This is a genomic window from Candidatus Eremiobacteraceae bacterium (genome assembly GCA_035295225.1).
GTDB lineage: Bacteria > Vulcanimicrobiota > Vulcanimicrobiia > Eremiobacterales > Eremiobacteraceae > JABCYQ01.
On record DATGJI010000041.1, the window covers coordinates 1 to 13,200 of the forward strand.

Genomic DNA, 13,200 nt, shown 5'->3' on the forward strand with positions numbered 1-13,200 from the left:
CCGGCCGGCGCCCTCACTGTTGAAGGCCTCGACGTGACGCGAGTGACCGGGCCCGGATCCGGACTCCACTACGAGTGCACGTTTGGTCTCATGAACGCGAGCGGATCGAAGGTCACGGTGGACAGTTTCACGATCGCGCCGCCGAAGGGAGCAGTCGCGCAGATGGTCGTGCCCGTCACGCTCGCATCGCGCACGACATCGTCGTTGATGACGTTCGTGATCCCGTTCGACGGCAAATCGCTGCCCGCCGGAAAATACACCGTCACCGCGATATCGGGCGGCACTGGGATCGCACAGGCTTCGGCCGATCTGCTGTAATCCATAGGAAATCGAATACTTCATGCCGCGCCAACGCGACACGCTGGAACTAGACGTTCTTTTCGTCGGCGCGGGACCGGCAAGTCTTGGCGGCGCGATCAGGCTCGCGCAATTGTACGCCGAGCATAACGCCGCCGTCAAAGCCGGTACTCGTCCGGGGCCCGAACTGAGCGCCGAGAACATCATGGTGGTGGACAAGGCGGCCGCGATCGGCGATCACGGCATCTCGGGTGCAGTGCTCGATCCGCGCAGCATGCGTGAACTCTTCGGTGATTTTTTGTCAGCCGGTTGTCCGCTCGAGGGTCCGGTCACAAGCGAGTCCTTCTGGCTCCTGACCAAAGGCGGACGCATTCAAGCGCCGGTCATGCCGCCTGGCATGGACAATCACGGCAACTACGTCGCCAGCCTGAATAAGCTTGTGAAGTGGATGGCGGAGAAGGCCGAAGCACTCGGCGTGCAGGTCTTTCCGGAATTCCCCGGTCAGGAGTTGCTCTTCGAGGGCGACAAGGTCGTCGGCGTGCGCATCGGCGACAAGGGTGTCGACAAGAATGGCAACCCGAAACCGAATTTCGAGCCCGGCCCAGACCTGATGGCGAAAGTCACTGTGTTAGGTGAGGGCCCGCGTGGCACGCTTGCCAAGCAGCTCGCGCGGAAGATCGACATTGTGGCGGACAAGAATCCGCAGACATACGCCATTGGAATCAAAGAGCTGTGGCAGATGCCGGCCGGCTCGACGCCGCCCGGTCAGGTCATTCACACCGCGGGTTTTCCGTTGGACAACTCGACGTTCGGCGGCGGATTCATCTATTCGATGGCCGGCGATATTTGGGATATCGGGCTCGTCGTGGGGCTCGACTATCGAAATCCGCGCTTGGAACCTCACGCGAACTTCCAGGCGATGAAGACCCACCCGAATATCGCTAAACTCCTATCGGGCGGAACGATGATCCGCTACGGCGCGAAGGCCATCCCCGAAGGCGGCTGGTGGGCGATGCCGAGGCCGTTCGTCGATGGTGCGCTGCTCGTCGGCGACACCGCGGGCATGCTGAATCCCATGCGGCTGAAAGGCGTGCATACCGCGATCAAGTCTGGAATGCTCGCCGCCGAGACGATCTACGACGCGCTCGGCGCAGGCGATACATCGGTCGCGACGCTCTCAGCCTACCAGACGAAGATCGAAGGGTCTTGGCTTCGCTCGGAGCTTTACGCTGCGCGCAATTTCCACCAGGGCTTTAAACACGGCTTGTTCGCCGGGATGGCGAACGTCGGGTTCGGCTCGATCACGCGCGGGCGTGGGTTCGGCGTCATCGATCGACTTTCAAACGAGCCGGGTCACGAGCGGATGGAAAAGCTCACCGACTATTTCGGCCGCAACGTACCGGGATTGGCCGCGCCGAAGTACGACGGCAAGCTCACGTTTTCCAAACTCGACGACGTTTTTCGAAGCGGCACCACGCACGAAGAGAATGCGCCGTGCCATCTTCACGTGGCCGACACCGATGTGTGTGCGAGCCGCTGCGCCTCCGAGTACGGCAACCCGTGTCAGTTCTTCTGCCCGGCGGCGGTCTACGAAATGGTACCGGCGGCGGTCGACGCACACAAGATTGAAAAGGATGGCTTTGCAGACAGCGGCAAACGCTTGCAGATCAATTTCGCGAACTGCGTGCACTGCAAGACCTGCGACATCATGGATCCGTATCAGATCATCGATTGGGTGCCGCCGGAAGGCGGCGGCGGCCCCGTCTATACCGGGATGTAAACGAACGCACATCCGGCTAACCTCTTTGAAGGGGCCGACGCCAGTCGGCCCTAGCAAACGCAACGTGGGCCGACTGGCGTCGGCCCCTTCATTGCGGTCCGTTCCGGTTTGTTCGATCGGTTATTGCTGCGCGAAGGTCTGTTCGAAGAGCGCATTGACCCAGCCGAAGCGCTCGCGCGTGAACCGGCGCGGATCGTTGACATCGAACGATTCATGCAGCGCCCCATCGCCCGCTTCCGAGTCCGCGAGCTCGCGGAGAACTCGCCCGCGTTCCGGACTGCTCGCCGCGGTGCGATATTGCACGACGAGGCTCATCGGCCAGACGAAATTGACCGGCGTGTGTGGGCTGCCCACGCCTGAGGCGTAGCGTCCGCGGTAGTAATACGGATTCGCTGGGCTAAGAACGAACGCGCGCGTATTCTTGTACGCGCGCTGATCGTATGCATAACCCAGTAGGGGGAGCGACAGCAGGCTCGGCACGTTGGCGTCGTCCATGAACTTCGCGTGGCCCAGGCCGTCGATCTCGTAGGCGTAGATATGGCCGCGCGCCGTCGGCAGGATGGCGAGCCGCGAAATCGCTGATTCGACGCGCTGCGCCATCGTGAGCGCTTGGTGCGCATCGGCTTCATCGCCGTAGCGTCGTTCGAAGATCGCCGCCATCTCGCGCAGCGTGACCGCCGCGAATGCATTCTCCGGGATGTTATAGTTGAACGCGACCGGGTCGTCGGACGGACGATAGGCGCTCCAGATCAAGCCGGTGCCGCTCGCCGCCGGGTGTTCGTTCCGATGGTACGTCGAGCGATCCGCATGGCTCTGCTCGTCGCTGATCGTCGCGAGTATGCGGCGGAGTTCGTTCTCGAACCCGGCGTCGTAGATCGACGTATCACCGGTCTGTTCGACATAGCGCTCGGCGAGCTTGACGGGGTAGCTGAGCGAGTCCAATTCGAACTTTCGCTCTGCCACGACGTAGTCCGCGCGGAACGCATTGGCGTACGGATCGGAGCGGATCATGCGCTCCTGACGCAAGATGACGCCGCGCACGAGTGCGCGATCGCGGCTGCTGTTGAGCGCCATCGCCTGGACGCTCGAGTCGCGCAACCACATGGCATCGATGTCGCCTGTGCTCACGTACGTTGTGCCGTCGGGCTGGTGGAAAAAGCAGGCGGCGTTCACTTCGGCCGCGCGGTGATAGCGCTGGGCGATCGTGGATGACTGCGCAGCGACAGCCGAGAGCAATATAGCTCCGATGATCGCCGTGACGTGTACGCGCATCTTCACCCTAGCTGCCTGCGGCGCCGCAGAGTGCGGCGGCCACTACAACAGGTTTCGGTCGTTGGACCCGCGACGCGCATAGATTGTTACCGCGGCCACGGTTCGACGAGGGGCGCCTCGTCGACGAGCCCGATATGAGCGATGTTGGCCCCGGGGTAGGCCAAAACGCCGTCCTCGAGGCCGATGATCCACGAATCTTCCGTGGCTCTGATCACGCCGTCGCCGATCGGACGCCCCCAGATGTCGCGAATCCCGGCCACGACGCCGCCCGAGCGGACGTAGTCGCCCGGCGCAACTCTATAGTCCAATATGCCGGCTTGACTGGAATACGGTCCGTCATCCCGGCGTCGCGTTCGTCCGTCGGGCGGCATCGGCAATGCCGGCATCGCCTCATTCGGACCATCGAGCATCTCAGCCCACCGGAGGACGTTGCGCAATCCGATCACGGCGGCGGCCACATTGGTCTCGTCGCTAATGGTATGACTGCCGAGCTCGACGGTGAAAGCGGGCCGACGCAATTCTTGAAGCGCGGCGCCCGTCGTGGAGCGGTGCAGTTCCTTGCCGACGTACTGCACGGCAGAATATTCGGCGACCGCAGCAAAGCCGAACGCCTTTACCATCGCGTCGAGCCGGGCGGACAGGGCTTCGGCCGCGGGTTTCTCCGATTCGTGGCGGTACAGCACGCGATCGCGAATGCTGAATGGGATCGAGAGGATCGATGCGCAATGCAAGTCGATATAGAAGTCGGCGCTTTCCTTCATGACTTCGAAGAGCCGCGCCGATTGCCGTTCGTAGACTGTCGGCTCGCGCAGCCGGTCATCGTCTTTGCGCAGACCGGGAAACGTGCGGTTCGGATCCCGATCGTCGTAATACGGATGCCGGCGGCGCGTACGCAATCCTGCGGGGTTGAGACTTGGAATGACCACGAGCGTGCCGCGCAAGTGATCGACGATAGGCGAGTCGAGCAGCCGGTGCAGCACTGCGATTCCCGCGACTTCGTCGCCGTGGATATTCGCCGTCAACCAGAAGACAGGGCCGCTCTCACGGCCCTGCGCGATGATCACAGCGAGTTGGTCGGCGCCCCCGGTAGGAAGAGGCACGCCGTCGAACGTGCCATACGAAATCGCTCCGGGAGCGGCGGAGCATGTGCCGACCGACAGTGCTTTCAAACGCACGCAAACGCAGTTCGCGCGCCCGCCCACCTGACCTCCAACCGCGTCCGAAAATAATTGTAGGGCGCGCCTTTATGGCGCGCCGAAAATAATTGTAGGGCGCGCCTTTATGGCGCGCCGAAACAAATGTATCGCGCGCCGGCGGACCATAAAGGTCCGCCCCACACGATCTCACACGGCGGACCATAAAGGTCCGCCCCACACGATGTAAAGGTCCGCCCCACACGAGCTCACGGCGGACCATAAAGGTCCGCCCCACATGATATTGGTCCGCCCTACACGATTTCGATGAGGTCGGCTGCGAACTGGTTGAGCAGCGAAAGGTCTTGGCCCCAAATCTGGCGCGCGTCGTTCGAGTGGGCCGCCAGCGCGTGCGGCGTATCGTCCTTTGCAACAAACGGCACCGCGGCCACGCATCGGATCCCAAAGCTTCGGGCCCGTTCGCGCCAGGGAGCGAACGACGCGTCGTGCACTTTGGCGATTGCCGGTTCGCGGCGGCGGATCGCTCGGCCGACCGGGCCGCCGCCTTCCTGGCGGTCGTCCCAACGCATCGGCAGTCCCTTGAGGTAGTCGATCGCCTCCCCTGCAGCCCCCACGACGGAAACGCTGCCGTCGGGCTCGCCGCGGCCGATCCAGACGAGCGAATAGCCGCGAGCCCGTGCTATGACCCCGCAGCATTCGTGCAGCAGATCATCGCGTTCGCTGTTCGAGTCGAGGGCGCGGCCAAATTCGGCGAGCGCCTCGTCGCGACGCAAGTCGTCGATGCGCAAGGGCATTCGCCGTTCGATGTGGCTCAGTTTCCCAACCATTTGATGACGGCGACCTGCTCGTCATCGATTTCGATGCTCACGGCACCGGACGGGAAACGCAGATTGGTAGGCCCGTTCGTCTTCAGGCGGACATGCAGCATCGACCGCTCCACGCGCTCGCCCTGGCGCGAGGTCTCGCGCAGCAGCAGCGTGCCGGAGCCGTCGACTCCCAGGTAATCATAGACAACGCTCTCGATAAAAGGTATGGGCGCGCGCGCGCCGGTCGTGTCGAATTCACGAGCGGAATCGCGATCTTGCTGCATCTTGATGTCGATATGGACTTCAGCGAACAACCGGTCGCCGATGGTCGCCCTGTGCGCCCCATTCTTAGGAAAAGCGAGCGTCGGCTCCCAACGCGATCGCCCTGCGCCGGCCGATGAATCGGCGAGCAGCGGTTCTGTGGTCCAGCGCCTCGATCTCGGCATAGTCGTCATCCTGTCAACGGCAATGCTGCGAAGCTCTTCGGTACGCGATACCGTCACGCGTACACGCTCCCCAATTCGTCATCGGCAATTTTCGCGTGAAATCGCGCGGTTGTCGGCCGGGACGTCGATATTTTAGGGGCCCGTCAGCCGTTCCACCACGCGCGCCCCGCAGGAGCGTTCGTAGAATTCGGTAGGCCCGACCGCGGGTATGATCGCATACGAAAAGCCGAGAGACCGCAACGAACAAAGCGCGTGCCGCGCGAGCGCGCCGCCGACTCCCCTGCCGCGCGCGCTCTTTTGTACGCCAAGCGGTCCGAAAATCCCGACATCGGTTCGCTCGAACCAATTGGTCAACCACCACCATCGGAAGAAGCGCTGATCGAAGGCGCAAAATCCAACCGGCGCGCCCTCGATGCAGGCAAACCAATTCCAGCCGGCGCCGGCCTCCGAAGCCCAGCTGCCGCCGAACGTCGATTCGATGAAGTCGCGTTCCGCCTCGGAGACTCCATGCCGCTTCTCCAATGCGATGCCCGCGGGCGCTTTGCGAATTTCTGCATCGTCTTGAAATTCCGGCCGCGTGAGATCGACCAGCATGTTGACGATCACGTTTCGTTGCTCGATTTCTTGCGCGCATGATTTGTCATGGAGAATTACTGACGATTGGCGGCTCGCGCGAGGTCGGCCCTATTCGTCGCGGGAAGTCGCCGTGATTCGTCTGTTGCTGGAGTCCCACCCTTGTCGCAACGCCCAGGCTCATCCGACGTCGGCATCGTAGGCCGGACGTTCGCCGCGCTTCGCCATCGCAGCTATCGCCTGTATTTCGCGGGCATGGCCGTCTCGCTGATCGGCTCCTGGATGCAGACGGTGTCGGCGGGTTGGCTCGTGTTGCGCGTGACGTCGTCGCCGTTCTTGCTCGGCGTCATCACCGCGATTGAATGGCTGCCGTCGCTCTTCTTCTCTCTTTTGGCGGGCGCGCTCGCCGATCGCGTCGACAAGCGGCGTTTTGCGATGATCACGCAGGGCCTGCTCGCAGTGCAGGCCCTCCTTCTCGGCTTGCTCGTGTTAGGCCACGCCGCCTCATTCTGGCCGATCTTCGGGCTCGCTCTCTTCGCCGGCCTGGTCAGCGCGTTTGATCTGCCCGTGCGGCAATCGCTGCTCTTCGATCTTGTCGGCGCCGGCGATATTATCAACGCCACCGCGTTGAACTCTGTGATTTTCAACGTCGCGCGGATCGTCGGTCCGACGATCGCGGCGATCATCATCGAGCGCAGTGGTGAAGCCGCCAATTTCTTCACAAATGCTCTCTCGTATCTTTTCGTCGTGTGGGCGCTTGCAGCGATCCGCACGAGCAAGCGCGCGGAGGAAGCACGCGCCGCGCGCGTGCACGAGCCGCTCGTGCATCAAGTCCGGGCGGGTTTGCGCTACGTCGTCGAGCATCCGTTGCTTGCGCGGATGTTCCTCTGTCTGCTTGCGATCAGCGTCTTCGGGTACAATTACGTCCTGCTCATGCCCGTGTTCGCCAAGTACGTGCTGCACGGCGGCGCGCACGCGCTCGGTGTGCTGCTCACGTGTCTCGGCGTTGGAGCCTTGCTGGGATCGTTGACCATGGCAGGCAGGGCGCGCACGAGCATCCGTTCGCTCATCATCGCCGGCTTCGTCTATCCCCTTTCGCTCATCGCCTTTGCCGAAACGCGAAGTCTTGTGGCCGCCGCGTTTGCCGTCGCCTTGCTTGGCTTGTGCATGGTGCAGTTCGCCGTCCGGTTTTCGTCGCTCTTGCAGACCGAGGCGAACGCCGCCGTACGCGGCCGCGTGCTCGGGCTCTACAACACCGTGCTCGTCGGTCTAGCACCGCTCGGCGCGCTTCAGGCTGGGGCCATCGCACAAGCATTTGGCGCGGGAACCGCACTCGCCGCCGGCGCGGTCGTCTGCCTTGCAGCGATCGCGATCGCGATCGCGTGGCCGCAGGCCAAGCCGATCATCGCAACGGATCAACTCTATAGGACGGCTCGCGTCGAGGAGATCACGGTCGATGTTTCGTGATCGACCGGCGATTAGGGAACGCGGACCACTCGGCCGGGCAGGCCGTTCTCTCCGATCGTGACCACGCGCGCGCCGTCCGCGTGCAGCTCGTCCTGGCCGAACTGTTTACCGTGCGGCTTGAACTGGAAGAACGTCGAAGGCGCGCTCGCATAGACGGTCTGACCGCGACGTTCTTCAAACTCCTGATGCACGTGCCCGAACAGAACAAGTCTCACATTCGGCGATGTGTCCAAGACGGCGAGCAGCGCGGGCGCATCGGATATCGTCATCGTGTCAAGCCATTCGGAGCCGACCGGCAGCGGATTGTGGTGCACTGCGACCACCGTCGGCATCTGGCCGTCTCGCGCGAGTTGGGCGCGCAGCCATTCGCGCTGTTCGTTTCCGATGCAGCCGCCGTCTTCGCCCGCGACCGAGCTGTCCAGCAGGATGAAGCGCCAACCGCATGCGTCAAAGGTCTGCGTGAACTTTTCAAATTGCGCGAGCGCGCGATCGGCGAGCAGGCGCGCCATAAATGGCGCGTCATCGTGGTTGCCCGGCAGATAATACGCTTTTGGGGAGAGCTGTGAGATTTTTTCGTGGAGCCGCTCGTACGAAGCAGGCGTGCCGTCAGCTGAACAATCGCCGGTGACGAGGACGAACTCCGGATCCGGCGCGACCTCACGCAGGCGTTGCACGACTGCATCGAGGTGTGGATCAGGAGCGACGTTCCAGAGGCGAGCGCCCGGGTCGGCGAAGAGATGCGTGTCGGATATCTGGATGAAATACGGTTTGTGTTCCACTTTAGGCTCCGAATCCGCGAGCCGGCGAGTCCATTCCTCTCCACGCCGACCGCGCCGAATCCGACAACGCCGCGAAGGCCCGGCGAGGCCTTTTCACCATCGCGCGGCGAATGGAGAGGTCCATGGCAATCGCGCTACCCACCGACGACGGCACCGTCGCCCGCGAGATCACCCCAGAACTGCAAGCGATGCAGCGCCGCATACGCGCACTCGCCGCAGAGAAGAACGCGGTCGTGCTCGCGCATATCTATCAGCGCGGCGAAGTACAAGCGGTGGCCGACTTCATCGGCGATTCCCTGAATCTCAGCCGTGAGGCCGCAAGCACCAAGGCCGACATCATCGTCTTCTGCGGCGTGCATTTCATGGCCGAAACGGCGAAGCTGCTCAGTCCGAACAAGCTGGTCTTGCTGCCGGACATGAAGGCCGGCTGCGGTATGGCTGACATGATCACCGGTGACCAGGCGCGCGAGTTCAAAGCGGCCCATCCGGGCCGGCCGCTCGTCAGCTACGTCAACACTTTTGCCGAAGTGAAAGCCGAGTCGGATATCTGCTGCACCTCCACGAACGCCGCGCGTGTCGTCCAATCTTTGCCCGATCGCGAAGTGCTCTTCGCGCCGGACCGATTCTTGGCGGCCTGGGTTCAAAAGCACACACCGGACAAGAAGATCATCGCGTTTAACGGCTATTGCCCCACGCACTTCGTCATCAAACCGTCTATGGTCGAAGCGCGCAAGAAGTTGTCTCCCGACGCGCTCGTGCTCGCCCATCCGGAGTGTTCGCCCGAGGTGCTCGAGATGGCCGACTTCGTCGGGAGCACGCAAGGCCTCATGGACTACGCCGGCAAGAGCGATCGGCGCGAGTTCATCATCCTGACCGAATCCGGTCTACTGCTGCGGCTGCGAGAGCTTTACCCGGAGAAACGATTCGTCTCGATCGCGCCATGCCCGCACTGCCCGTACATGAAGTTCGTCGAGCTCGAAAAAGTGCTGGCATGTCTTGAAAACGAGAGCAATCCGATCGAGATCCCCACAGCCATCATGCTGCGCGCACGCACGAGCATCGAACGCATGATGGCCGTCGTCTGAAGCTGCACGGATGATCCGCACCGACGTGCTCGTGATCGGATCCGGCGCGGCGGGTCTCTTGTTCGCGTTGCATTGCGCAGCCCAAGGCAAGTCGGTGGTGCTCGCGACCAAGGCCACGGCCGGCGAATCGAATTCGGCATGGGCGCAGGGCGGCGTCGCGGCGGCGCTCGATCTTGAGGAAGACTCCCCGACCGCGCATCTTTCCGACACGCTCGCGGCGGGAGCGGGACTTTGCGACGAGGCGGCGGCCGCGATCGTCGCCGCGGAAGCGCCCCAGCGCGTTGAAGAACTCGTGCGTCTCGGCGTCGCATTTGACTTTGGCGGATCGGGCGCACTCGACCTCACGCGCGAAGCCGCCCATAGCGCCGCGCGGGTCGCGCACGCGGCCGACGCGACCGGCCGCGCGATCACATCAACGCTCGTCTCGCGCGCCCTTCGACATCCGAACGTGACTGTTCTCGAACGCGCCACGGCGGTCGAGCTCATCGTCGACGATCGCGGTTGTCGCGGCGCGTGGCTGCTCGTGCACGATCGGCTCGTGGCGGTGATCGCAGGATCGGCGACCGCGCTCGCGACCGGAGGCAGCGGGCGTCTGTTCGCGCGGACGACGAACCCGCCCGGTGCAACGGCCGATGGTCTGCCGCTCGCTTTACGGGCCGGCGCCATTCTCGCCGACCTCGAATTCGTGCAGTTCCACCCAACTGCGCTTGCGCTCTCCGGCGCACCTGCGTTGCTCGTGTCCGAAGCTGCGCGCGGCGAAGGCGGAATCTTAGTCGATGCGGCGGGGCGCCGCTTCTGCTTCGACGCCGATCCGCGCGGCGAACTCGCGGCGCGCGATGTGGTCGCGCGCGCCATCTATAAGCAGTTGCAGCGCGATCCGGCCGGCGGCGTGCGCTTGGACCTCCGCCCGATCGGCTCGCCTGATGCGATCCGCGCGCGCTTCCCGAATATCTCAGCCGCGTGCGCACGATTCGGCATCGACATCGGCACGACGCCGATTCCGGTATCGCCGGCGGCGCATTATCACATGGGCGGCATCCGCACCGACCTCTGGGGCCGGACAGCGCTGTCCGGCCTTTATGCGATCGGGGAATGCGCCTGCACGGGTCTGCACGGGGCGAATCGGCTCGCGTCCAACTCGCTTGCCGAATGCCTCGTCTTCGCCGCGCGCGCAGCGGATGACGTGCAAGCTGGTGCCGCTGAAGGTTTCGACACCGAGGATCCGAGCGCGCCGCCGGCGGTCGTCGAAGGTCCGGAGACGATCGATCCGATCGCTGCTTTGCTCTGGGATACGGCCGGCGTCGAGCGCGAGGCGCAAGCGCTGCGACGCGCCGTCGGTGCGCTCGAAGGCTACGCCGTGGAGCGGCGTCCGGTTTCGCGCCCGGCGCTGGAGGCACGTGCCGTGCTCGCGACCGGACTGCTCATCGCGCGCGCAGCGCTGATGCGCGAGGAGAGCAGGGGCAGTCACTATCGTGCCGATTTTCCTGCGCGCGACGACGCGCGCTGGCGCGCGCGGATTTTGTGGAGCATGTCCGGCGCGTCGTTCGAGCCGGTCGCCGCGCCGACGCAGATCCTCTGATGCGGCATCCCTTCGAGCAGTCGCCTTCATTCGTACCGATGACACTCGAGTCGGCTGCCGACTTCGATGAGTTGCTTCACCGCGAGCTGCGCGAAGATATCGGTTCGGGCGATCTCACGACGGAAGCGGTGATCCCGGAGGGTGCGGTCGCGACGGCGGACGTCGTCATCCGAGCGCGCGGCGTGCTGGCCGGCCTTGCGGTCGCGATGCGGGCCGTTGCGTTGTTGGATCCGCACGTCGTGATCGAGCCGCGGATCGCTGACGGATCGCGTGTGGCCGCGGGCGCCGCAGTTGCCCGGATCAGGGGCGCGGCGCGGGCCATACTCACGGCAGAACGCGTGGCGCTTAACTTCTTGGGCAGGCTGTGCGGGATCGCCACCCTGACGCGGGCCTATGTCGACGCCGCCGCGGGTTCTGCCGCGCGCATCGCCGACACGCGCAAGACAACGCCAGGTTTGCGGGCGCTCGAGCGCTACGCGGTGCGGGCGGGCGGCGGCGTCAATCATCGCGCCGGGCTTTACGACGCCGTGCTGATCAAAGACAATCACATCGCCGCGGTCGGCAGCATCGCCGAAGCGATCGAGCGCGCGCGCGCCGCATCGCCGCCGGGAACGCTCATCGAAGCGGAATGCGACACGCTCGATCAAGTGCGCGCCGCACTGACAGCGCGCGCAGATTCGATTCTTCTCGACAACATGGACATCGGATCGATGGCCGAGGCGGTGCGCCTCATACACGGTGCCGCTATTGTCGAGGCATCCGGCGGGGTCAATCTCTCGAACGTCGGAGCGGTGGCGGCGACCGGGGTCGACCTGATCTCCGTCGGCGCGTTGACGCACGGCGCCACATCGCTCGACGTCGGACTCGATTTCGTGCTCGGCTAAGCCGTGCGTACTGGAGCGTGGTAGATGAGTAAGCGGCCGGAAGACGTCCAACAGGACTGGGTCAACGCGCATCTCGGCAAGTCGTCAAAGCAGACGGTCGAGCGGCTGCTCACGGCGCCGCAAGCCCGTCCGCCCGAGGGTGCACCGACCTTGACGCTGCGTGGCGTTCGGGCGCGGTGTGTGGCGGGCGGCGCCTCCAATTTCTGGATCGTCGGACACCCGGCGGCTGAACCGGCGCTGACCGGCGCCTATCCTCTGATCGGCATGTCGCCGAGCGCCTACTTCGTGCAGGCTCCGGAGTTCAATTGGCTGCCATATGCAGTACCGCGGGACCAGCTCACGCCCGACAATCACGCCGTCGAGGGTGATATGGGGAGGCTTGAGGCCGAGATGCACGAGGCATATGGGCCCTAGTTCTTAACTTGCCGGAGGGCCGACCCAATCCGCCGCGAAAGTCTGCTTTTAGGACCAACCACGCCTGCCGCGCGCGTGTCCGACCAACGGTCGACAAAAGGAGGCGTTCGTGAGCAAACCCATCGAGCCCGAGCACGTAATGCTCGAGTTTTATACGACGTGCTCGTTCCATCCCGATGACGAACCGGCCACAGCACCAGTACCCCTCTTCGTCCTGGGGTATCGAGAAGGCAGCGAGCCGGTTTTCGTTTGGCTGGTCGACAAGCACCACTTCGATGGATCGCGCTTGACGAAGGATGCGTACTGGCTTCACGCACTCAACAACCTTGAAGAATATTTCCACAAGAAGCTCGCGAAATGCGTCGAAGAAGAGGCGTGTGTTCGCGGCGGAATCGAACTGCTCGTTCAGACCTATCAGCGACAGTTGCGTTTCACACCGTTGACCCCGGTCGCCGACCACGCGTTTGGACTGCGTCGCGCGGACACCACGGAACTCGCCTCCGTCTGAAACCCTAACGCAGCGCGCTCGCGCACGATCTAAGACGGGCGGCCTCGCGGCCGCCCGTTCGTCTTGTGAGGACAGATGCCCAAGCAGGCCACGCACGCCACCGCCCCGCCGCGCCAACGAGTGATCCTTGCGGGCGTCGACACAGGGCAGGATCAC

At 63.8% G+C, this 13,200-nt stretch carries 14 protein-coding genes; 8 read left to right on the forward strand and 6 right to left on the reverse strand.

Annotated elements, in window-relative coordinates:
* Both VKT51_06375 and VKT51_06380 read left to right on the forward strand, forming a co-directional pair.
* On the forward strand, positions 1 to 318 hold a 318-nt coding region (locus VKT51_06375), incomplete at its 5' end, for a hypothetical protein (GenBank protein ID HLJ83777.1).
* Between the two features lie 22 nt (positions 319 to 340).
* A complete protein-coding gene (locus VKT51_06380) occupies positions 341 to 2,077 on the forward strand; it encodes an electron transfer flavoprotein-ubiquinone oxidoreductase (protein HLJ83778.1) in 1,737 nt (578 codons plus the stop codon).
* Between the two features lie 120 nt (positions 2,078 to 2,197).
* Here VKT51_06380 and VKT51_06385 read toward each other — a convergent pair whose 3' ends face one another.
* The 5 genes from VKT51_06385 to VKT51_06405 form a co-directional block, all read right to left on the reverse strand.
* Positions 2,198 to 3,349 (reverse strand): glycoside hydrolase family 125 protein, encoded by a 1,152-nt coding sequence (locus tag VKT51_06385; GenBank protein ID HLJ83779.1) that lies wholly within the window; start codon positions 3,347 to 3,349, stop codon positions 2,198 to 2,200.
* 86 nt (positions 3,350 to 3,435) lie between these two features.
* The gene (locus tag VKT51_06390) at positions 3,436 to 4,524 is read right to left on the reverse strand and encodes a succinylglutamate desuccinylase/aspartoacylase family protein (GenBank protein HLJ83780.1); all 1,089 of its coding nucleotides are present in this window, start codon (positions 4,522 to 4,524) and stop codon (positions 3,436 to 3,438) included.
* A gap of 272 nt (positions 4,525 to 4,796) precedes the next feature.
* Positions 4,797 to 5,297 carry a GAF domain-containing protein gene (locus VKT51_06395; protein ID HLJ83781.1) on the reverse strand — a complete coding sequence of 167 codons (501 nt, stop codon included), beginning with the start codon at positions 5,295 to 5,297 and terminating at the stop codon, positions 4,797 to 4,799.
* 17 nt (positions 5,298 to 5,314) lie between these two features.
* On the reverse strand, positions 5,315 to 5,755 hold the full coding sequence (locus VKT51_06400) for a hypothetical protein (protein ID HLJ83782.1): 441 nt from the start codon (positions 5,753 to 5,755) through the stop codon (positions 5,315 to 5,317).
* 132 nt (positions 5,756 to 5,887) lie between these two features.
* Positions 5,888 to 6,361, reverse strand: coding sequence for a GNAT family N-acetyltransferase (locus tag VKT51_06405; protein HLJ83783.1), 474 nt, complete (start codon positions 6,359 to 6,361; stop codon positions 5,888 to 5,890).
* A 129-nt stretch (positions 6,362 to 6,490) separates the two neighbouring features.
* On the opposite strand from VKT51_06405, the gene VKT51_06410 reads away from it, so the two are divergent.
* Positions 6,491 to 7,795 carry an MFS transporter gene (locus tag VKT51_06410; GenBank protein HLJ83784.1) on the forward strand — a complete coding sequence of 435 codons (1,305 nt, stop codon included), beginning with the start codon at positions 6,491 to 6,493 and terminating at the stop codon, positions 7,793 to 7,795.
* An 11-nt stretch (positions 7,796 to 7,806) separates the two neighbouring features.
* On the opposite strand, the gene VKT51_06415 is transcribed toward VKT51_06410, so the two are convergent.
* Complete coding sequence (locus tag VKT51_06415) at positions 7,807 to 8,574, reverse strand: phosphodiesterase (protein ID HLJ83785.1); 768 nt, start codon at positions 8,572 to 8,574, stop codon at positions 7,807 to 7,809.
* A gap of 122 nt (positions 8,575 to 8,696) precedes the next feature.
* Here VKT51_06415 and nadA point away from each other — a divergent pair, with 122 nt between their 5' ends.
* The 5 genes from nadA to VKT51_06440 all read left to right on the forward strand — a co-directional run bounded on the left by nadA (position 8,697) and on the right by VKT51_06440 (position 13,044).
* Positions 8,697 to 9,659: a quinolinate synthase NadA gene (gene nadA, locus VKT51_06420; GenBank protein ID HLJ83786.1), complete on the forward strand. Its 963-nt coding sequence runs from the start codon at positions 8,697 to 8,699 to the stop codon at positions 9,657 to 9,659.
* A gap of 10 nt (positions 9,660 to 9,669) precedes the next feature.
* Complete coding sequence (gene nadB, locus VKT51_06425; GenBank protein HLJ83787.1) at positions 9,670 to 11,238, forward strand: L-aspartate oxidase; 1,569 nt, start codon at positions 9,670 to 9,672, stop codon at positions 11,236 to 11,238.
* Positions 11,238 to 12,122, forward strand: coding sequence for a carboxylating nicotinate-nucleotide diphosphorylase (gene nadC / locus VKT51_06430; GenBank protein HLJ83788.1), 885 nt, complete (start codon positions 11,238 to 11,240; stop codon positions 12,120 to 12,122). Before nadB ends, nadC begins: the two co-directional genes overlap by 1 nt.
* Before the next feature lie 24 nt (positions 12,123 to 12,146).
* Positions 12,147 to 12,536 carry a hypothetical protein gene (locus tag VKT51_06435; GenBank protein ID HLJ83789.1) on the forward strand — a complete coding sequence of 130 codons (390 nt, stop codon included), beginning with the start codon at positions 12,147 to 12,149 and terminating at the stop codon, positions 12,534 to 12,536.
* Between the two features lie 109 nt (positions 12,537 to 12,645).
* Complete coding sequence (locus VKT51_06440; protein ID HLJ83790.1) at positions 12,646 to 13,044, forward strand: hypothetical protein; 399 nt, start codon at positions 12,646 to 12,648, stop codon at positions 13,042 to 13,044.
* The last annotated feature ends 156 nt before the right edge of the window (positions 13,045 to 13,200 follow it).